Below are 19,121 nucleotides of genomic sequence, written 5' to 3' on the forward strand. Positions count from 1 at the left end.
TTGGTCGGAAAAACGCTTCTTCATGGGGGTGTCCTCATGTGGCTTATGAAGACATTACTAACATCGGGGTGTACTAATCAACGGGGAGCAGGTCAGGTGGGTAGCACAACAGGAGGACCAATGACTGAGGAGTATTAGCTTAAACTTGAGGTGACAGATGTCGTAGGTAGAACATCATTAAACCTGACAGTCTGGTTTGAGTGAGGAACGGACATGATGTGAACTAGACTCTGATTATCCTGAATAAACTAAGAAGTTCAGGGCAATAGCAATGAGCTTTAGGGCATTTTAACAAGATAATTTTTTAATGAAAATTTTATATTCCCATTAGTTTTTCCAATTGCTTCTCAAATTTTTCTTTGAATGAATTTAGTTTTATTAAAGTTGTAATCTCACCTGGCTTTGAAGGAATAAGATGATTAATAACCTCTAAACAAAGCTGATAGACTTTAATCACAACTGAAAGCGAGGTTATGCCAACACTCTGGGAACCTTTCACATAGACCCAGTCATCGCTACTGAAATAAATAGAGCCACCATGATGGCCTAAAATCTTATACGGTTCCCCCACAAAAAATTCATCAAGATTCGCAGGGTTGAAGTCACCGAAGTCAATATCCAATAATTTTTTAATTGCTTTGTTTTTCAATAAAAATGCGTTTTCTATTTCAAATCTAATAAAATGGTGTTTAATGAAATCTATTTCAGGGAATATTTTCTTTAGCCAAAACCCTCGAAGCCTTCCGTTATGCTTCAAATAATTATTTATTTCAAAAAATAAATCGTATCTTTCATTTATAATAAAATTCAAATATAAGTCAAACTTTTGTTCACATTGTTCAGTATGTTTTTTTTGAGCAATTACATCGCCATTAATCAACTCACCAATTTTGTACTCTTTGAAAATCTCAGCTTTCCTATTAATATAATTAGATTTATTAAATGCTCTAAACTCTACTTTTTTCGGTGCCTCGATTACCGTACCGATTAAAGAGTATATGACATTTGAAAAATAATACTCTATCAAAGTTGTCGCACTGTTAATCAGCGTATCGAAAAGATAGTAGGTTTCATCTTCAAGATCATTAACATGCTGATCTTTATGGAATTTTTCCATAAATTTTTCTGCGCACCACATGACCTTTGCAAGCTGATACTCCAGTGATATCTCATACCCTACTTTCACAGGAATCGTAGCAATCCTCGGTTCTCCGCCAGGAAGTATCATAAATCATTATCCATATAAATTTCAATAAGTTAAGCAGATCTCTCAACCTTAGAGATAACACCATGTAAAAAAAGCCTCCTTACGGAGGCTTTTTTACCGTCCATTAAACGGATACTACCTATCAGCGCACGCAGCTTCCCTTGCGGGGAACCTTGTTTACTTTTGGCTTAGGCTTGGGTGATGTAAAACTAGGATGTACCGGTTGAACGCTTGTAATCATAACATTGTTAGTCACTTGCGTTACATTCACGTTGAATAGGTATGCGCCGTTGAAATTCAATTTTGCTTCCCCACCAGGTACAGGCGCTGCAGTAAAAAACATACCAAAACAAACAGCAACCCACCACTTACTTCCTTTACTTCCTTTATTACCATGCTTCATGATACGTACCTCATCATATGATGGGCACTACTCTCTATCTGACTGGAAAGCTTCAAGAGAGGAAGACTTACAAATTTTGTCTAATGTGTAATCTTGCGGCCCGGAATTGAGGGCCTTAACAATCCTCAGTTCCAGTCCCTACAGCGCCATAAACTCACCACCGCTGGTTTGTTAATGGCATAGCGAAAATGGCCCCAGCTTTACTACATTTGTACTGCCTTTCGTCTGGCTAAGGTAACCCAAGGCCAGACTCATGTGTTCCTGCTTACAGGAACGCCATGACTTAACTGCCGAAACTAACGGCAAATCAATTTAGTGAAAAGTCCCTCTAAGCAGGGCTTTTCCTAATATAGATACATGCGATCTCATTTGGATATCCTCTTAGTTGATGATTGAATGACAAGAGCTTACAGCTCTGCCAGCGATAGTATGGTGAGCGTTAACTCCTTTCCTTACTTTCTAATCAAAGACTTACACTTAAAACATTATCCTCATAACCCATAGTCCCCTAGGGGATAAGCTCACTTGAATAATGTGTTGGGTCGCAATTTTTACATTAGACAAATCAATTATATCGGCGAAAAAAGAACAAACAACAAATATTACATAATGTGTGAGTAATGAATGGATGATTTAGGTTAGGTCAATCAATTCCAGCTAGTAGAAGCCGTTTGACATCATAGAAGCTAACTATGTACGTCTGGCACTTGACGTATAAGGCGAATTAGCCGACAATTTAACCGTCTAATGTGTAGTCTTGCACTACCCGAAAGTAGAACTACCCATTTTACTTTCCAAAAAAACCGCCAAACCTAGGCGGTTTTTTTGTATCTTAGTTAGACTGACAGCATCATTCTTTGAGCATGTCAAAATTAGCTTTCCCAGGAAAACATAGTACTATCATCGAACTCGCCTACATATCAACAGCTACATCAGATCAAACCTATCCGAATCGACTCTCAGGTGTTGCTGTTTTGGTATGCCATATTGTTGAGTGGGAGTAATGCTGGCATTGCACATCACATCCAGTAAGCATCCCTGAAATCGGCGCCATGCTTTTTTAGATATCTGACCATACGTGTCGTGACGTTCTATTTCGGCTTTTGGCACAGAGCTGCCTCTCAGATTAGGTTTGGCTCTGTGCCGCAGTTGTGTCAGGTTAAGCCTGAGCTAATAAGTATTAGCAATTCATCTTCCACAATTTTCATATCCTCCGCGTCCAGCCCTAAAAGCGGGCGCGCCTGATACTGTACTTCTTTTGCCCTCACCGATGGACGATCCAGCAGGCCGTACTGATGCACCTTTGCCATGCGCTGAACCTGGCCGGTGAATTCCACCACTGCGTCTTTGTCCGTGCCTTTGGCCTTCATGTATTTAGCCGTGCGCAGTTTGGCGAACATCTCCCGCTTGATGCGGCCTTTCTTCGCACGCAGAGGCTGCGCCCGTCGCGGCGCGAACGGCTGCCCCTCTGGCGTAACCTGCCGTTTGATTCGCTGCTGCTGATGTTTGCGCAGACGCTTTGCAATGGTAGACGCCATGGCCTTACGACTCTGCGGGGACAGGGCGGCAATCAGGCCAGCGAGGCGGGTATCAAACGCTGACAGTTCACTCATTCCACTGGCTCACTAACTCGCCGTGCAGGTAAAGCTCACGCGGCCTTTCCACCGGCTCGGGCAGCTGCGGTTCAGGAACATGCTCCACGTACAGACCGGCATCAATCTGTTTAACGATCACGCGCTCGGTAAGCTGCAAATATACGGCAATATCGTAGCTGCCATCATTGAGCATATCGGCTTTGAATTTATAGCCCGTCTGCTGTTTATCGGGTGTTGCCATGATGTCCGGCTGATGCTCACGCAACCATGCGAGAATAGGCACGATGATCAGATCACAGTCGTGTGCAAAGTCAGTAATAAGTAGTTCGACCTGATACTGGTATTCAAACGACAGCGAGCTGGCTAACGTGGAAACAATGCGCCCGTTATCCACAAACATCCGCAAGGTGTCGGGGCTGGTTTGCAGCACCGGCACCGCGTCAGTTAACGCTTTTCTCAGCTGGGCGGGTTTTAACACGGTGTTCCTCCTGGCATTGTTTGACCGCTTCCACCTGGAGGCCGCAGGCTGTCAGCGCGGCCTCCAGGTTTCTGACATCGCTGCTTAAATCGCCGTTAGTGGCGGGTGAGCTTGCCGGTATCGGGCAGCTCGTCACCGCCGGACAGCCAACGTAAATAATCTGCGGCGCTGGCGAAGGCGGGACGTGCGTGCATCCGGCTAATACCATCAGGCAGAATAGCTGCATACCAGTCGCGCATTTCCTGATTTTCATTGAGTAACCTTTGAATATGAACTTCACGATCCCGCGCCTCCTGACCTGCCCGTGCGAGCTGGGTGCGCAAGCTTTGCTCCTGGCGTTCCCGCGTCACGGCATCATCGTTCAGGCGATTAATAACGTTGTCGCGGCTTTCGATTCCGGCGGACAGCGTGCCGATGATGCGTTGCGCCTGTTCGGCTTCATCATGCAGGCCACCAATACGCCAGGTTTGCAGCCCCGCCAGCGCGCAGGCTGCCAGCAGTAACAAAATTAAAATACGCATCAGACTCCCTGCAGGCAGTAGGCCAGCTCATTCGCGCGGCGGTGCTCCAGGCCGGTGACGCGCTCGCCCTTCACAAACACCCAGCGCGGCAACTGTTCGCAGGCGTCCCGCCATCGACCTTTATTGATGAAAAACGCTAACGTTGATTTGCAGGCCGCCGTCACGCCGACGTTAAACGCAAAGGACACCACGGCGTCATACACGGGTTGCGGCATGGCAACCGGCATACAGCGCGCAATGCCTTTCTCCACCCGCATCACGTCTTCCACCAGATTCATGGCGGCCTGCCGTTCGCTGATGTGCGTTTGCGGTTTCACGCCTGCGGTGTGCCCGATGCCGTTTGTCCAGACACCCGCGCTGCACTGATAAGCGGACAGACTGCAGCCTTCAAAATCAGCAATCAGTGCCAGACCGGCGGCGGAGGTTTTCAGGGTCTGCGTTTGCGGCAGCAGCGCGGCAATCGCCAGGACGGCGGCGACGGCGCAGCGTCTAACGATTGATGGCTGCATTGATTTCTCCACTGATGCCCATTGCTTTCAGCAGGCGGTAGGTTTTGCGACGGTAATACCAGTTCACCAGGAAGGTCGCGACGCCGACGGCGGCACCGACTAAAAAGGCGATATCCTGATAAGACATCCCACCCAGCCAGGCCAGAAACACGGCGATGCAATAACAGATAAACGAGGTGATGCGCTCCATGGTCATCAGTCCCAAAGTGAAACGGTTTCACTGACTGCGGCCAGGGTGATGTCCGGCAGCTCCACCGCGTAGCCATGGGGCAGGATTGCCCCCTGTGCGGCTAAGCCAACGTTAGCCGCGTAAACCTGTTCCATCACCGACTCAGTACGCCCGTAATACCGCCAGCAGAGCGAATCAACGGTGTCACCTTGTTCGGCATAGACTCTCATCAGAGCAGCCCGATGATGCAGTGAGACACACCGGCGACGTCGCTGATCGCGTTGCGCCCGTCCCGCCACAAATCATCAACGGTGCTTTCCACGATTTCGGCCTTTTTACTGCCTTTATCGGTGGTGTCGTTATTCGGATAACGCTCCGCCAGGAAGGCCGCTGCAATAGACGCCACGGCGCGCTGATAGGCGCAGACCTTCACGCTTTCATCGTCAATCTGATCGGCGGGAACATCCGCCAGACGTGTAAAGCCCTGGGCAATCTGCGCATCGCGAAAGTTGTACAGCTCGGCGTTCACTTCGGTCATGGCAAACTTTGCGGCAGTTCTCAGCCGTTTAGCGGTGACGGTGCCCTCCAGGCGCAGCGTGTCGCGCAGCTCAACAGGATCCACATCAGGCCAGAAATGAGTGTTCTTAATCGCGGGTTCCGTCGCGGCGTCCGGTTTAGGTGCAGGTACAACAAGGGACATAATGACCTCTGAATGGGGGGCGGTGGACGCCAGCGTTGAACAAGGTCAAAGACCGGTCTCGGCTGGCGTGCCGCCCTGCGCGGGGCGCATTCTTTTTAGCTGCCGGATGCCTTTTTGATGGCAGACTCCAGGCGCTCAATGTCTTTTTTAACGCCTGATTTGCCGTCGAGAATTAAGGCACTTTTCAGACGCTCCAGGGCTAACGTGTCCTTGCCGCCGTCGCGGTAGAGATAGCCGACAATTTTGTGCAACTGGGCACGGACTTTATCGGGCATATCCTCAGCGTCAGTCAGTTCCAGCACTTCCAGCATCAGCTCAATGCTGACCGGTTCACCGGCGGTGCGGGCACGAACAGCCTGGTCTATCACTTCCTCAGTGAAAGCACATCCCGCCGTGCGGGTTCCGAACGGCATCGCTAACCGGTGTTTAAAGGCGTAGCGGGCAATGTTCAGCGCACCGGCAATATCACCGGCATCAATACGCCAGATCATGACGGTCATCAGGATGGCATCCTGTGCGCCGTTCCCTTCGGCGAGCACGCCCGACACCCACGGGGCGTATTCAGGGAGCAATTGACGTTTCAGTTCCGCTTTCGCCTGGAAGGACTGAAGTTTATGCAGCGCCTGCTTATCCGCATTCAGCTTTTGCATTTGCAGTTCGTAGCCGGTGGCGTGAGTCAGCTGACCGGCGGCCTGCTGTGCGGCGATGATGGCTGACTGTCGCAACATGTGACGACGGCAAGGGCTAATCATGAAGTTCCCCTTATTCCGCTGCTTCGGACGCTGAATCCGGCTTAACTTCTTTGAAGTTGCCGATCTTGATGTTCTCGATCAGGCAGCCGCCGCGATAATCTTCCACCACAAAATCTTCATTGATGGATTCGTAGTTTTCGATACGGTCACGCTTCGGCACTTCTTCGATATGACGGCGGTGAGTGCCGTCCTGCCAGTAAATGGACAGATTATCCAGACGAGTGATCATGAGCGCATTGGCTGGGAAGGCAGGTACGCGCACCGCCGGTAAGTTACCGATGCGCTTCTGGCTGATAATCATATCCGCCGCAAGACTTTCAGAGTTCTCCTGCGCCTTGTTCACCAGCGGGAAGTATTTGTCCGCCAGCAGCTGACGCCCGCAGATAACCACCAGGCCGGTGTCGTCCTGATAAATCGGGTCAATCATGTCGTTGGTGGCGTCCATTACCAGCGCGTCCAGATTTTCATAGTCACCGTCATCACCGACGCGGACGATTTCAGAAGTCACTGTGCCATCCTCACCAATAACCTTATCCATCACGCGTTCCGGCGCATTGTTTCGGTACTTCTGCAGCCAGCCCACATTCACGTCCTGCAACAACGGGTATTTAGCGCGGTCTGATGTTGCCGCACGCTTTACGCCATTGAAGCCAATGGTGATGCGATCCAGCGCCTGACGTTTCACGATGGCGTCACGTAAACGCGCCTGGAAGTCCTGATAGCGCGCCCAGAGATCGAGCGTGGCGTAACGGAAATGGAAATCGTAGTTCGTCTGGCGGCACTCATAACCCTCAGCGGTCAGAGTGTTGAAGTCAGCCGTCTGGCGTTCACCGGTACCGCTGGTGTCTGCGGTGCTTGCAATCGAACCGGACACGCCCACTCCGACCTTTTCACCCTTCATTTCATCCACGGGCACGATGTTAATCATCTGCAGGAACGCGGAGGATTCCTGCACGCGGGTCATCAGCGTCTGCGTTACCGACGGCTCCACGCTGAATTTTTTATCCAGGTCACCGGTGTCCACTGAGTTCAGTTCAGCAATGCGGGACAGGTAGGCGTTAAATTGAAAACGGGTTGTTTGTTTCATGCTTTTTTCCAAATTGGTTAACGGGTTAATCGCGAGCGTCGTGCTTAGCAGTCGGTGAAGTTGGCTGCATCACCCTTGCCGCCGCCGCTTGAAACGGGGCGCTGTGTGTAACTCTGCGGCGCGGACTTTTCCAGCTTGCCTTTGAGCGTGCTGAACTGTTCGCGGTCATCTTTCGCGGTTTGTTCCAGCGTGTTGAGGCGTTCCGTCAGTGAGGTTTGCAGCGCGGACAGCTTTTCATCGCTGGCTTTCAGGCCGGTTTCGACGTGTTCCACCACCACTTCCACGGCGTCATGCACGTCTTTAAAACGGGCATCATCCGAGGCGGATTTGCTGGAAAGCAGTTGTTTCACGCGAGAGAACAGTGACGGCGCGGCCGGTTTTTCTACTTCAAACTCAAACACCGTTTCTTCGGCGGCGGTAAAGAGGTTTCCGGCATCCTGCTTGCGGCCAGCTAGCGGGTTTTGCTGCGCCTTCGCGCTGAATTGCAGGTACTCGGTGCCAAGGCTGGCGGGGCTGTCGGTCACGGCCAGGCCGATCAGATAGGCTTTACCGGTATCGGAAAACGAGGGATTCACTTCAATGGAGGTGTAAACCTTCTGGCGGGCTTTCACCATCGACACTAAATCAGGCGTCGGGTCGATATCGGCATACAGTGCCAGCTTGCCTTTCAGGGCACCGTCCGCCACTTCTTCGGCGTAAACGCCGGTGACATCGCCGTACATACGAAACGCACTGTCAGGAAAATATCCCTTGATGTGCTCCATGTTGATGCGTGCGCCGTAGACCTTAGGGTCATAGGTCGCCGCCATCTGTTCAATCCACTCGCGGGTAATTTCGCGTCCGTCGGTGGTTGCCCCTTCGGTACAGATGCGAAAACGCTTTGCTTTTGTTGCCATGTGTCGGACTCCAGTCGGTGTGTGCTTCTGAGAAATCCAAGTTTCCCGACAGATGCCCAACATCGCCAGCCGATGCGGGTTGATGCTTGATGGCACAACGTGGGCAGCAGGAAAATCAGCGTGCCGCCCGTTAACGTGGCAGTCATGAAAACGACTCACTCAACCATCATCAGCGACCCACGGCGACAGGCGGCACTGCTTTACTGGCAGGGTTTTTCCGTCCGTCAGATCGCGGAGATGCTGAACCAAAAGTTACCAACGGTGCAGAGCTGGAAAACACGCAACGCCTGGGACAACGTCGCGCCCATTTCCCGCGTGGAATCCAGCCTGGAAGCGCGCCTGATCCAACTCACCACCAAAGACGTGAAAGGGAATGCGGATTACAAGGAAATGGAGGCGTTAGGCCGTTTAATGGAACGCCTGGCCAGGGTGAACCGTTACGGTCAAAGCGGAAACGAGGTGGATTTAAACCCGAAGATTTCCAACAGGAACAAGGGGGATCGTAAGAAGCCGACCAAGAACTTTTTCAGCGACGAGGCGCTGGAAAAACTGGAGGATATTTTTCTTGCCCAGTGCTTCCGGTATCAGCGTGTGTGGTACGACGCGGGGCTTAAACACCGGATCCGTGACATCCTGAAATCCCGACAAATCGGCGCGACGTTCTTCTTTGCTCGCGAAGCGTTGTTGCGCGCCCTGGCTACCGGCCACAACCAGATATTTCTTTCAGCCAGTAAAACTCAGGCTTACGTGTTTCGTGAATACATCATTCAGTTTGCCCGCCAGGTTGATGTTGAGCTAACCGGCGACCCGATTGTGATCGGGAACAACGGCGCAAAGCTGATTTTCTTAGGCACCAACTCCAACACCGCCCAAAGCCATAACGGCGACCTCTACGTGGACGAAATCTTCTGGATCCCGAACTTCCAGAAGCTGCGCAAGGTCGCCAGCGGCATGGCGTCGCAGGAACATCTGCGCACGACCTATTTCTCCACCCAGTCAGCACTGACGCACGGCGCTTATCCATTCTGGTCAGGCGAACTGTTCAACAAGGGACGGGAAGATCGCAACGACAGGATTGAGCTGGATATCAGCCATCACGCCCTGGCGAAAGGCCAGCTTTGCGGTGACGGGCAGTGGCGGCAAATCGTCACCATTGAGGATGCGTTAGCCGGTGGCTGCAACCTGTTCAACATCGACACGCTAAAACAGGAAAACAGCGCCGAAGATTTCCGCAACCTGTTTATGTGTGAGTTTGTTGACGATCAGGCGTCCGTATTCCCGTTCGCCGAGCTGCAACGCTGCATGGTGGAAAGTGCGGAGGAATGGGAGGATTTCAGTCCGTTCGCGACGCGTCCGTTTGGTTATCGCGCCGTCTGGATTGGTTACGACCCGTCGCACACCGGCGACAGTGCAGGCTGCGCCGTACTGGCTCCGCCGCTAGTAGACGGCGGCAAATTCCGCGTACTGGAACGCCACCAGTGGAAGGGTATGGATTTTGCCGCCCAGGCGAAAAGCATTGAGGAACTCACAAAACGCTACTGCGTGGAATATATCGGCATTGATGCCACCGGCATCGGTCAGGGCGTGTTCCAGCTTGTCCGGCAGTTCTTCCCTGCCGCGATGGAAATCCGCTATAGCCCGGAAACCAAAACGAAAATGGTACTGAAAGCTAAGGACACCATCACGTCCGGACGCCTGGAGTACGACACCAACCACAAAGACATCACGTCGTCATTCATGGCGATCCGCAAAACCATGACCGCCAGCGGCAGCCGCTCCACCTACGAGGCCAGCCGCAGCGAGGAAGCCAGCCACGCAGATGTCGCCTGGGCAATCATGCACGCGCTGCTCAATGAACCACTGACCGCCGCCAGCGGCGGCCAAAGCCCTAACATCCTGGAGTTTTATTAATTATGAGTAAGCGTAAATTCCGCAAGTCGGCACAAACAGCAGCCGCGCAGCAGACCAGCGGCGCGGAGGCGTTCAGCTTTGGCGACCCGACGCCGGTATTAGACCGCCGTGAAATCCTGGATTACATAGAATGCACGGGGAATGGCCAGTGGTATGAGCCGCCGGTCAGCTTTGACGGCCTCGCCCGCACGCTGCGGGCAGCCGTGCATCACAGCTCCTCGCTGTATGTGAAGCGCAACATTCTGGCCTCGACCTATATCCCGCACCCGCTGCTATCACAGCAGGAATTTAGCCGCTTTGCCCTGGATTACCTGGTATTCGGGAATGCGTTTTTAGAAGTGATCCGCAACCAGCTTGCCGACGCCGTGGTGATGAAAACGGTGCCCGCTAAATACGCACGGCGCGGCGTAGAGCCAGATACTTACTGGTTTGTGCAGCAATGGAAGGATGCCCATCGGTTCGAAGCCGGTAGCGTGTTTCATCTGATCGAACCGGACATTAATCAGGAACTGTACGGCCTGCCTGAATACCTCAGCGCCCTGAATTCTGCCTGGCTGAATGAGGCTGCCACGCTCTTTCGTCGGAAGTACTATCAGAACGGCGCGCACGCCGGATATATCCTGTACATGACTGATGCGGCACAGAGCAGCAGTGATATTGACCAGATGCGTAAGGCGATGCGTGACACAAAAGGCCTGGGCAACTTCCGCAACCTGTTCATGTACGCGCCGAACGGTAAACCGGATGGGATCAAGATTTTGCCGCTCAGTGAAGTTGCGACCAAAGACGATTTCTTCAACATCAAGAAAGCCAGCCAGAATGACCTGCTGTGCGCGCACCGCGTGCCACCGCAGATGATGGGCATTATTCCGGAGAACAGCGGCGGGTTTGGTGATTCAGTGAAGGCGTCGCAGGTGTTTGTCCGCAATGAGCTGACACCATTGCAGGAACGGTTTAAGGAATTGAATGCGTGGTTTGGGGAGGAGGTGATTAGATTTACTTCTTATGAATTGACGCCAGAGCAGGACTAAAGCCCCGAGAAACGGGGCTAAAACAATCTTTTGTCTCTTAGTTTTTATTATAAGACTTATTTTAACAGTGTTATTTAGCAGGGCGTTAGGCTGGATCTGGAAAGAAATGCTATTTTATCACGAGTTAATATTCAGCCTGCACATATATGGTTGTAAATGTATCCGATAGCATATGTAACGAGGCATACTGAGGCCATTTGTTCGAGATAGTCTCAGTATTGGCGCTCATGGAACTGGAGAAAACCTTATTCTCAATTACAATATTCAGTGTCAAGTGTACCGTGACACCATTCAGATCATATAAGTGGCTCCAATAATTTCATTCTTTCTGAATAAGTATCAAATATACGGTCATAGCGTTCTTCATCTCTCATTCTGTTATATCGATGCATCCTATCCGGAGCTGGGTTGCCGGATGAACGATATATGAAGATCTGATCCTGGATATTTCTTGATAGTCTCTTTAGGGATGCTTCATCAAAAAAACCTGTCTCTGTGATTTTATCAAGTTGTGATTCGACCTTCTCACGCAATTCATCAGCGCGGGCAACTGATTTTTTATTTTCATTAACATAACGGTAGTAAAACTGATAAACCGGAGCCAACAGGGCGATAAGTGAAAATATATTCGCTGCAGGAGGGTTAATAATAATTGAAAGTATTAGTAATACAATGCCATTAATGACTAAAATTATGGAAAGAAAATCCGAAATGATTTTTTTTAAACGTGCATCCCATCCTAGATTTTTGCTCTGACACAGCAACGTCATTACTGAAGAGGGTAAGGCAATTGAATAGTTCAAATACCAATCGGTGAGAGCTGCACTTCCATTTTTTTTCAGATGCTTGTCAGCAGGTTCAATCCACTCATGTGGTCCAGGGCGTTTGCCTGCTACTACGTCATTCCATTCCATTGCGAAGAGTCGTGTGTCAAATTCTTCCTGGATACGTGCCGCCCTTTTTTTAATTGAGCTGATATGGTTAAGTAGTAAATTGTTGATGAAAAGCATTATAAAGCCGTAAACGGTTAATGCGGTTTTCAGCCATGGAAATGTATAGTTTGGAAAAAAGCTCAATATCAAATATAAGACAGATGCTACTGTCGGAACTAATACGGCAAACAAAAAGCTGTATGCTAGATATTTTTTTACCAATGAATATAGTTCCCGCTGTGCCGCTTGTAACTTTATCATCTCGGGATGATTCTGATTTTCAAAGTAATTGTTCATCATGCCTCCTCAATCGGAAAGTCATTGCCCAGAACCTGTTGCCAATATTTTCCGGATTTTAAAGGATCACTAAACTCCAAAGCGATGGCCTCCTCAGCCAGAGTTGCATCTGTAGATGCTTTTTCCCATACTTTCCAGCGTTCATCTGAGCTCAAGTTATTGATGTCTCCCTGGAAACTTTTCTGGTCATAAACAGGAAGCAATATAGCATTGGCGAGCGATCGCAGCGCAAGGGGGAATTCTCGATCAACCCAGTCACTCATCTCACCTTGAAAAAGATTTTCATAGCGGTTAAGTAAAATAGTTTCTAAAAGATAAGAGCCGATTGCTGGCACGCCACGCTTTCTCTTCCAGTATTTTACAAGACGAATGGCATTAAGAACTTTGCCGTTATGCTTCTGATTTAAGCGAGTAGTTCGATCTTTATCAATCCTTGGGTCGGTTTTTTTCCAGTTACCATATCCGTCAGGGATTAGATAAAAATTTGTGCCATCTGATTCTGCTACAGTACTGAAGGCTGGTACGATATCAAAGTTCCAGGTTCGGCTAAGTAGCTTAAGGGTGGCAGCTTCTCCTTGCCGCTTGCTATCAGCTTTTGAATACTGTGGCACCTCTTTAAGTGATGAAACAAATTTATTTACGATTTTTCTAGAATTTATCCACTGTCCTGACTCATCAAGGTAGTTTAAAAATCGTGAATTCTCGCCGGGTGAGAGATATACAGTACTTCCATAATCATAATACGAACTCCCTTGTGCGTGCATAATGATCATCATATCGATATCGTCCAACTCTCTTATTTTTGTCCGGCGTGAAAAAGATCCGAACCACATTTTATAATTAGTTTGCATAAGAGGGAACTTATCATCATTTATTGGAAATTTTGTTATTTGCTCCTCAACAAGCCACTTTCTACTTTTTTTTCCTTCCTGGCTAGAATCAGCAGTAAGATTAACAAATTCTTTCATCAATGTAATGAATGCATTGTTCACGCTATAAGACATCTTGTAGTCCTTTATGCAGAGTAAGAATAATGTTCAGTGAGCACGAAAAGGTCGCCCCCATTAAAAGGGTATAACTACTAAGCTAGTATTTTTATGATGTAGAACAAAATACCATTGTTAACGCAGAGAAGAAGTTCGGTACACGTATTGCACAAATCACAGGATGCTGAAAAGACGAATTCATGTCAAGAACGTCGCACAATTACGCACATTGCAGTGATAGTGACCATAAGCACTTTACAGAATTTCAATTCAGTGCACAAAGGGTGCCTTGTCTATGAGGCACGTGACCGTCTAGGAAAGTGGGGTTGGTTCATTTTCATGACGCGGCACCTCAGCGCGCGCAATGTTACCCGCCTGCCCGCTTCTGACTTGGTTCACTGTTTTTAATGCATGACTAAGAGCGCCCCTAAGCCCAGCTATAGGGGCGAACAGGCATTTTTTGATCCTTTCTGGATCATGCAAATACATGCAGGTAATGCATGCATAGCTCCTCAAAGAGCTATGCACCGAAATCAATGGATTTTGCCCGCACCGTTTACATCAAAGATAACGGCAAGTAACTCCTCTTTTGCGGTTACGGCCATTTCCGCAATCCAAATGGCAACCATCTCACGTTCATCATGATCGCAATCTGTAGATGTGGCCAATTTGGCAATTAACGCGATCCTCTCCAACAATGCAGCCGTTTGTAATCCTTCCATTTCCACCTCATTTAACTGTGTATTTATACAGTATGCTAAGTTTTTTCCGATATGATTTCCATATATTTCTGGATGTTATGCATGGCAATTATCTGTCACCTGAATGCTTTGCCTGCAAAATGGACAATCCCTGCCTTGCGGTAAAAGTCCATATTGTTCAAGTGGTTTTTTGGGTGTATGTTTTCCCTACAAAACATAAGGAGTTGTTAACAATGGCTATACCAGCGTATTTATGGTTGAAGGATGACGGCGGAGCAGATATTAAAGGATCTGTCGATGTGAATGGACGTGAAGGTTCAATTGAGATTCAAGGTTTCGGGCACTCTCTGCATCTTCCAACTGACGGGGCTACAGGCAAGATCACCGGCACACGTATACATGCGGCATTAGGTTTTGAGAAAGAATTCGACAGCTCTAGCCCTTATCTCTATAAAGCAACCGCAACCGGCCAAACTCTCCAATCTGCCGAATTTAAATGGTACAAAATCAACGATGCAGGCCAGGAAGTTGAGTACTTCAACATGTATCTCGAAGGCGTTAAAATTGTATCAATCTGCCCAACAATGCACCATATCAAAAACCCAGCCTTCGAAAAGCATAACCACAACGAAAGTGTTGAGCTTCGCTATGAAAAAATCACATGGAAATATTGTGACGGTAACGTAATTTTTGCCGACGCTTGGAATGAAAGAGTGACAGCTTAAATGGCTCTTAATTGTAGTTTTGTGCTGAATGGCATGGAAACTTCCATTTTGAGCTGTGCAGGAGTCGGTAATTTTCCTGCATTCTCAGGTCGAATGGTTGGACGAAACAATCCTACCTTAACCAATGTCTCAATGACCGGAGCCTTGCCAACGGGGCGCTATTTTATTGTTAGTCGGGAGTCTGGAGGACGCTTAGGAAGCTTACGTATGGCTGCTTTGAAATACTATTACGGAGCAGGTCGGGAAGAATGGTTTTCACTTTATCGTGATGACGGAAAAATCAATGATGACACCTTCATTGAAGGTGTCAAACGTGGGAATTTCCGCCTTCATCCAATCGGGCCACAAGCTTTAAGTGAAGGCTGTATAACAATGACGGCACTTGCAGATTTTGATTATCTAAGAGCTGCATTGTTAAACACATCAATGATCGGCGTGCCGGGAACCTCATTGAGGGCTCACGGTATCATGAAAGTAACAGTGTAATGAAATGGGTCAAACGGTTCTTTGCTGCTGTGGGTTACTTACTGATATTTATCGTCGTGTTCACTTTATTCACTCAGGTAATTGATAACTTCATCACTGAGGACGCAATGCACAACTTTGCGTGGATCTTTGGTATCTATGATGCAGAGGGAATTTTAGACCTATACCTAAATACAGCGATGACTGTTTCAGCCTTGCTTGCAATAGGAGTTACTATTTTATTACATCTATATATACGGCGACAACTGGATGCCATTGATTAGGGTATAGAGTTACTAAGATAGTATAATAGCTCATACATTTACATTACTGGTACTCAATCTTTTGAGTACCAGGAGCGAACCTTAATGCATCAAAACACGTTAACGAATAGGAGCCAAACTGACAACGTCATGGGTTAATCCTTAGGTGTGGTAATTACCACTGAACTTTCAACATACCTCTTTACTGTTTCCTGCTTATCAAATTTCATTATATTTGAAAGAATGTCAAAATCCACTCCCGTACATCTTTTTAGACATTCTTGAAATTCTTTTGATGGATTTGTGTAAGTATTAAGATAAACATAATTAGTGAGGTATTTCTTATTTAATGGTTCTGAAGCCTTTCTAGGGAAATTGAGCAAGAAATCATTAATAGTAATTAAAAGGTCATCAACTGACAATATAAACATTTCCGTCAAGTCAACATACTTCATCTTTAAATTATCATCTAATGTAGATTCTACATCGATTATTTTCACCGAACCTCTAGCACCTGCACCTGAAAATAAGGGGGCTAATTTTTCTTTTACTTCTTTATCGAGTTGATTTCTGAGGTTTAACATTGCAACAAGTTGATTATAGTTACCATAGGTAGCGATAAACGAAGCTATATTCATCCATGGATATTTTTCAACATCATTCTTACGCGCGTATAGAAGCTGTGCTATCTCGTTAGGCTTGAAATCTACTACATCTATTACTACTGCAATTGTTGGAATATTTAAAGCACGCTGCAAAGGATGACTACCCAGGACATCATGGTAATTTTGCTTAATAGCAATTAAATTAGATTGCATGACCTGCATTTGAAGAATAATTGTGTTGAGTGCGTCAGCTTTGATACGTTCGTTTCTGGCGATTTCCTGATACCGATAACCCCTTATAGCTATAAAATAGGCCGTTACTGCAGAGAGAAGAACCACAAAAACTGGCATAATATAATCTTTAAACAAATTGGTCTGGCTCGCAGCCCCTACTACATCCGTAAGATGGTTTAATGCGATTACAATTGAATAATGATCGAATGATTTCATCATATTACCCTTAGAAGTTTAACGTGATTTTATCCTTACTTACGCTATCTAACCAGTATCAATGTCCGCATTTCACTCTTTGTCCCTACCATTCTTAACTGCGACTTGTTAATCAAATTCAGATTAGGCCTCACTTAATACAGATAAGTCCTATCTCAAGATGTTTTTTATTAGCTGAACTCATCCCAATCATCAACAGCTTCAAAATGCATATCGATATCACCGAACTTCATGTGAGCCCCCCGTGTTAATGCTTCCAGCTCCCAGCGATGCGCAGTGATGCCCTTTTTCATCAATTCCCGTCCAATCTCAGGCAATCGCGCCCGTTCTTCAGCCGTCAATCTTGCTGATGGAGCAACATCCCGGGCTTTCGTTGGGTCAAAACTTCGCTGCGCCTTGCTGACTCTCGGCGTTTCTGCCCGTATGCGTGCCACAATCGCCCTCACGGCGGCAGTGTCTGTCCAGTCTATAACTCGCAGGTTGTCAGAATTGGACGCTGCAGGAGCGCCTTCAGCCTGTCTATTACGCCAATTTGTTGCCTGTTTCTTTCCACCTAGCCCACAGTTATTGACAGGACTCCGAGGCGCGCCGGAGGCGCTTTTTAAGGTCAAAACCTCAACGTCAACGGCGGAAGAAACGATGCGCCATTGTGTTGTACGGGTTTCATAAACGCGGGAGTCGCCGAGGTGAGGCGCGAAAATGCCCACAACCTTTTTCACTTCCTCATCGTATGCGTTCAGCTCATCAGCAACGCGGCGAGCTACACGCACAGTTTGATCATCGCGTGGAACATTTGCGCCGCCCTGGGCTGACATGTACGCCATAAAATCACCGGCATCAGCAGCAGCGCGGACAGCTTCCACTTCTTCGTCAAAGGTTTTAGTCAGACTGATGGAACGGATGCGGCGGCACTCACGGTATGAACCCATGGTAGGCAGGCCGATAGGATGGAACTGAGGTATACGCCAGGTAGCAGCCCAGGCAGTAACAGCAGCAGCGGAGTCTGTCAGCAACTCGCCTGTTTCGTGGTCGCGCTCGCCTTCCAGTGCGTAACCGTCGATGTTCTTTGCAATGTATTTGGCGATGTAGCCAGCCGCGCCGCCACGGTTCAGGTGCTTACAGTCAAAGCGGTTTTTAGCTGCGCCGCGTTCGTCAACGTCTTCTTTCATGGCGTATTTGCGCATGATATCGATCACCCGCTGACGCATGGCGGGCTTTGTGAATAACATCATGTGCCAGTGCGGGGTCGCGTCGTGGTGAGGCTCAACAACGCGCATCCCGTAAACAGACAGGCCGCTATCCTTGAACGCGGTGCGCATTTTACTCCAGATCCCGCACAGATAACGCTGCGCATCTTTCGGGGTATAGGCTTCTTTGTCCCATGCGTGATTTCGCTGAACACGTTTTTTATCGCCCTTGCCGACCATGCGGGTCGGGTGATATTTGGAAGGGGTGGTGATGGTCAGGAACATCCCGACGTCGCCATTTGCGGCGGCATATTTTTCGGTGCCGGCGATCGTGCTCATTAACTCCATGCGACGGATTTCAGGGTTTGAAATGCTCGCCATCACTTTCTCAATCAAACTGATACGCTCGCCGGTTTCGACATTCTCCAGGTCACGGCTTTTTAGATAGTCCAGATTAGACAGTCGGCGGGAACGAACTTCACGGATAGCCTGCTTACTAGCATAGGGAGACGCGTCACGGTTAACCTTGCCGATTGCGATCAGCAATGACTCACGCCAGCGGGTACGCTGGCCTTTCAACTGACTTAACCACCAATCGGGATTTACCAGCCGAGACATGCCAGCGATGGCAGACGTTGCATCAAGCTTGCCTTTAGTGAATTTTGTCCAATACATAGGGCTGACGTTGAAGGCACGAGACATTCCTGCAATATCACGATACAGAGCGCACTGCGTATCAGAGTGAAGGAGTACCCCGTAATCTCCACCATGTTCAGCCAACAGCTGATCACAACGGTCTTCATAAATGGCCTTCAATTGTCCTGCAATATTCTGTGTGAAACGACGTAGCGGTTTGTCGCTCATGCCTGGTAACTGGTGATAAACATCGGCCTCGGAGATGAATTTCCTGGAAGCATTGATATTCATTGCATGGGCTTTATTAACCGCATCGACACGCGGCAGAATGCTGCGCCCAAGGGTATAAACCAGATATTTATTGGCTGCGTGAATGCCCTGAGTTTTGAGCAGGTACTTATGGCGGCCAGTGAAAATTTCTTGCAGGTCTTTAGAGAGGTTTTTTACTTTGATTAAAACAGCTTGCCCCTGATCGTATTCATCACGGGTAAGCGGTCTCGGCCTTTCTTGAGGGACGATTGGGGCTAGAGGTTTATTCCAGGGGAACGCCCAAACATCGGGCGTTTCAGTCTGAGAAGTAAAGCGATTGTTCTGCATTACAAACCGTCTTTGATA

At 48.3% G+C, this 19,121-nt stretch carries 22 protein-coding genes; 4 read left to right on the top strand and 18 right to left on the bottom strand.

Annotated elements, in window-relative coordinates; all coding sequences use genetic code 11:
* Positions 1-316 precede the first annotated feature (316 nt).
* The 13 genes from EC840_RS07730 to EC840_RS07790 form a co-directional block, all read right to left on the bottom strand.
* Positions 317-1,228 (bottom strand): hypothetical protein, encoded by a 912-nt coding sequence (locus EC840_RS07730; RefSeq protein WP_132964831.1) that lies wholly within the window; start codon positions 1,226-1,228, stop codon positions 317-319.
* Between the two features lie 121 nt (positions 1,229-1,349).
* A complete protein-coding gene (locus tag EC840_RS07735) occupies positions 1,350-1,610 on the bottom strand; it encodes a hypothetical protein (RefSeq protein WP_132964833.1) in 261 nt (86 codons plus the stop codon).
* Positions 1,611-2,764: 1,154 nt separating this feature from the next.
* Entirely contained in the window at positions 2,765-3,223 is a 459-nt protein-coding gene (locus EC840_RS07740; protein ID WP_132964835.1) for a phage virion morphogenesis protein, read from the bottom strand.
* Positions 3,216-3,683: a phage tail protein gene (locus tag EC840_RS07745; protein WP_132964837.1), complete on the bottom strand. Its 468-nt coding sequence runs from the start codon at positions 3,681-3,683 to the stop codon at positions 3,216-3,218. The genes EC840_RS07740 and EC840_RS07745 overlap by 8 nt, the downstream gene beginning before the upstream one ends.
* Positions 3,646-3,891, bottom strand: coding sequence for an Rz1-like lysis system protein LysC (gene lysC, locus EC840_RS25355; protein WP_243701041.1), 246 nt, complete (start codon positions 3,889-3,891; stop codon positions 3,646-3,648). The genes EC840_RS07745 and lysC overlap by 38 nt, the downstream gene beginning before the upstream one ends.
* Positions 3,779-4,204: an Rz-like lysis system protein LysB gene (gene lysB / locus EC840_RS25500; protein WP_132964841.1), complete on the bottom strand. Its 426-nt coding sequence runs from the start codon at positions 4,202-4,204 to the stop codon at positions 3,779-3,781. The genes lysC and lysB overlap by 113 nt, the downstream gene beginning before the upstream one ends.
* Complete coding sequence (locus EC840_RS07760) at positions 4,204-4,713, bottom strand: lysozyme (protein ID WP_132964843.1); 510 nt, start codon at positions 4,711-4,713, stop codon at positions 4,204-4,206. The genes lysB and EC840_RS07760 overlap by 1 nt, the downstream gene beginning before the upstream one ends.
* A complete protein-coding gene (locus tag EC840_RS07765) occupies positions 4,694-4,903 on the bottom strand; it encodes a holin (protein ID WP_013574808.1) in 210 nt (69 codons plus the stop codon). The genes EC840_RS07760 and EC840_RS07765 overlap by 20 nt, the downstream gene beginning before the upstream one ends.
* A 5-nt stretch (positions 4,904-4,908) precedes the next feature.
* Positions 4,909-5,112 (bottom strand): tail protein X, encoded by a 204-nt coding sequence (locus tag EC840_RS07770; protein ID WP_132964845.1) that lies wholly within the window; start codon positions 5,110-5,112, stop codon positions 4,909-4,911.
* Positions 5,112-5,582, bottom strand: coding sequence for a head completion/stabilization protein (locus tag EC840_RS07775; protein ID WP_132964847.1), 471 nt, complete (start codon positions 5,580-5,582; stop codon positions 5,112-5,114). Before EC840_RS07775 ends, EC840_RS07770 begins: the two co-directional genes overlap by 1 nt.
* Before the next feature lie 95 nt (positions 5,583-5,677).
* Complete coding sequence (gpM, locus tag EC840_RS07780) at positions 5,678-6,334, bottom strand: phage terminase small subunit (RefSeq protein ID WP_132964849.1); 657 nt, start codon at positions 6,332-6,334, stop codon at positions 5,678-5,680.
* Positions 6,335-6,344: 10 nt separating this feature from the next.
* Positions 6,345-7,421, bottom strand: a complete 1,077-nt coding sequence (locus tag EC840_RS07785) for a phage major capsid protein, P2 family (protein WP_132964851.1) — start codon at positions 7,419-7,421, stop codon at positions 6,345-6,347.
* 44 nt (positions 7,422-7,465) lie between these two features.
* Positions 7,466-8,317 (bottom strand): GPO family capsid scaffolding protein, encoded by an 852-nt coding sequence (locus EC840_RS07790; RefSeq protein ID WP_132964853.1) that lies wholly within the window; start codon positions 8,315-8,317, stop codon positions 7,466-7,468.
* Between the two features lie 144 nt (positions 8,318-8,461).
* Here EC840_RS07790 and EC840_RS07795 point away from each other — a divergent pair, with 144 nt between their 5' ends.
* Both EC840_RS07795 and EC840_RS07800 read left to right on the top strand, forming a co-directional pair.
* A complete protein-coding gene (locus tag EC840_RS07795; RefSeq protein ID WP_132965208.1) occupies positions 8,462-10,228 on the top strand; it encodes a terminase ATPase subunit family protein in 1,767 nt (588 codons plus the stop codon).
* Between the two features lie 2 nt (positions 10,229-10,230).
* Positions 10,231-11,259: a phage portal protein gene (locus tag EC840_RS07800; RefSeq protein ID WP_132964855.1), complete on the top strand. Its 1,029-nt coding sequence runs from the start codon at positions 10,231-10,233 to the stop codon at positions 11,257-11,259.
* A 296-nt stretch (positions 11,260-11,555) separates the two neighbouring features.
* Here EC840_RS07800 and EC840_RS07805 read toward each other — a convergent pair whose 3' ends face one another.
* The 3 genes from EC840_RS07805 to EC840_RS07815 all read right to left on the bottom strand — a co-directional run bounded on the left by EC840_RS07805 (position 11,556) and on the right by EC840_RS07815 (position 14,196).
* Positions 11,556-12,488 (bottom strand): S-4TM family putative pore-forming effector, encoded by a 933-nt coding sequence (locus EC840_RS07805; RefSeq protein ID WP_120164080.1) that lies wholly within the window; start codon positions 12,486-12,488, stop codon positions 11,556-11,558.
* Positions 12,488-13,492 carry a nucleotidyltransferase gene (locus tag EC840_RS07810; protein ID WP_120164079.1) on the bottom strand — a complete coding sequence of 335 codons (1,005 nt, stop codon included), beginning with the start codon at positions 13,490-13,492 and terminating at the stop codon, positions 12,488-12,490. The genes EC840_RS07805 and EC840_RS07810 overlap by 1 nt, the downstream gene beginning before the upstream one ends.
* Before the next feature lie 515 nt (positions 13,493-14,007).
* The gene (locus EC840_RS07815) at positions 14,008-14,196 is read right to left on the bottom strand and encodes a hypothetical protein (RefSeq protein ID WP_120164078.1); all 189 of its coding nucleotides are present in this window, start codon (positions 14,194-14,196) and stop codon (positions 14,008-14,010) included.
* A gap of 212 nt (positions 14,197-14,408) precedes the next feature.
* Between EC840_RS07815 and EC840_RS07820 the strand changes: the two genes are divergently transcribed.
* Positions 14,409-14,900 carry an Hcp family type VI secretion system effector gene (locus EC840_RS07820; RefSeq protein WP_047607110.1) on the top strand — a complete coding sequence of 164 codons (492 nt, stop codon included), beginning with the start codon at positions 14,409-14,411 and terminating at the stop codon, positions 14,898-14,900.
* Positions 14,901-14,933: 33 nt separating this feature from the next.
* Entirely contained in the window at positions 14,934-15,386 is a 453-nt protein-coding gene (locus tag EC840_RS07825; protein ID WP_243701042.1) for a DUF2778 domain-containing protein, read from the top strand.
* Between the two features lie 397 nt (positions 15,387-15,783).
* On the opposite strand, the gene EC840_RS07830 is transcribed toward EC840_RS07825, so the two are convergent.
* Together EC840_RS07830 and EC840_RS07835 are read right to left on the bottom strand one after the other, a co-directional pair.
* Positions 15,784-16,683, bottom strand: coding sequence for a hypothetical protein (locus tag EC840_RS07830; RefSeq protein ID WP_132964858.1), 900 nt, complete (start codon positions 16,681-16,683; stop codon positions 15,784-15,786).
* A gap of 170 nt (positions 16,684-16,853) precedes the next feature.
* Positions 16,854-19,103: a replication endonuclease gene (locus EC840_RS07835; RefSeq protein ID WP_132964860.1), complete on the bottom strand. Its 2,250-nt coding sequence runs from the start codon at positions 19,101-19,103 to the stop codon at positions 16,854-16,856.
* Positions 19,104-19,121 lie beyond the last annotated feature (18 nt).

Source organism: Rahnella sp. JUb53, from assembly GCF_004346065.1.
Taxonomy (GTDB): Bacteria; Pseudomonadota; Gammaproteobacteria; order Enterobacterales; family Enterobacteriaceae; genus Rahnella; species Rahnella variigena.

What these genes read in the sequence shown, in the direction of transcription:
- EC840_RS07790 (WP_132964853.1), bottom strand. Translation starts at nt 8,317, where the DNA reads ATGGCAACAAAAGCAAAGCGTTTTCGCATCTGTACCGAAGGGGCAACC.
- EC840_RS07820 (WP_047607110.1), top strand. Translation starts at nt 14,409, where the DNA reads ATGGCTATACCAGCGTATTTATGGTTGAAGGATGACGGCGGAGCAGAT.
- EC840_RS07765 (WP_013574808.1), bottom strand. Translation starts at nt 4,903, where the DNA reads ATGGAGCGCATCACCTCGTTTATCTGTTATTGCATCGCCGTGTTTCTG.
- EC840_RS07740 (WP_132964835.1), bottom strand. Translation starts at nt 3,223, where the DNA reads ATGAGTGAACTGTCAGCGTTTGATACCCGCCTCGCTGGCCTGATTGCC.
- EC840_RS07735 (WP_132964833.1), bottom strand. Translation starts at nt 1,610, where the DNA reads ATGAAGCATGGTAATAAAGGAAGTAAAGGAAGTAAGTGGTGGGTTGCT.
- EC840_RS07830 (WP_132964858.1), bottom strand. Translation starts at nt 16,683, where the DNA reads ATGAAATCATTCGATCATTATTCAATTGTAATCGCATTAAACCATCTT.
- gpM (WP_132964849.1), bottom strand. Translation starts at nt 6,334, where the DNA reads ATGATTAGCCCTTGCCGTCGTCACATGTTGCGACAGTCAGCCATCATC.
- EC840_RS07775 (WP_132964847.1), bottom strand. Translation starts at nt 5,582, where the DNA reads ATGTCCCTTGTTGTACCTGCACCTAAACCGGACGCCGCGACGGAACCC.
- EC840_RS07730 (WP_132964831.1), bottom strand. Translation starts at nt 1,228, where the DNA reads ATGATACTTCCTGGCGGAGAACCGAGGATTGCTACGATTCCTGTGAAA.
- EC840_RS07800 (WP_132964855.1), top strand. Translation starts at nt 10,231, where the DNA reads ATGAGTAAGCGTAAATTCCGCAAGTCGGCACAAACAGCAGCCGCGCAG.
- EC840_RS07770 (WP_132964845.1), bottom strand. Translation starts at nt 5,112, where the DNA reads ATGAGAGTCTATGCCGAACAAGGTGACACCGTTGATTCGCTCTGCTGG.
- lysC (WP_243701041.1), bottom strand. Translation starts at nt 3,891, where the DNA reads ATGGTATTAGCCGGATGCACGCACGTCCCGCCTTCGCCAGCGCCGCAG.
- EC840_RS07815 (WP_120164078.1), bottom strand. Translation starts at nt 14,196, where the DNA reads ATGGAAGGATTACAAACGGCTGCATTGTTGGAGAGGATCGCGTTAATT.
- EC840_RS07785 (WP_132964851.1), bottom strand. Translation starts at nt 7,421, where the DNA reads ATGAAACAAACAACCCGTTTTCAATTTAACGCCTACCTGTCCCGCATT.
- EC840_RS07760 (WP_132964843.1), bottom strand. Translation starts at nt 4,713, where the DNA reads ATGCAGCCATCAATCGTTAGACGCTGCGCCGTCGCCGCCGTCCTGGCG.
- EC840_RS07805 (WP_120164080.1), bottom strand. Translation starts at nt 12,488, where the DNA reads ATGAACAATTACTTTGAAAATCAGAATCATCCCGAGATGATAAAGTTA.
- EC840_RS07825 (WP_243701042.1), top strand. Translation starts at nt 14,934, where the DNA reads ATGGAAACTTCCATTTTGAGCTGTGCAGGAGTCGGTAATTTTCCTGCA.
- EC840_RS07835 (WP_132964860.1), bottom strand. Translation starts at nt 19,103, where the DNA reads ATGCAGAACAATCGCTTTACTTCTCAGACTGAAACGCCCGATGTTTGG.
- EC840_RS07810 (WP_120164079.1), bottom strand. Translation starts at nt 13,492, where the DNA reads ATGTCTTATAGCGTGAACAATGCATTCATTACATTGATGAAAGAATTT.
- EC840_RS07795 (WP_132965208.1), top strand. Translation starts at nt 8,462, where the DNA reads ATGAAAACGACTCACTCAACCATCATCAGCGACCCACGGCGACAGGCG.
- lysB (WP_132964841.1), bottom strand. Translation starts at nt 4,204, where the DNA reads ATGCGTATTTTAATTTTGTTACTGCTGGCAGCCTGCGCGCTGGCGGGG.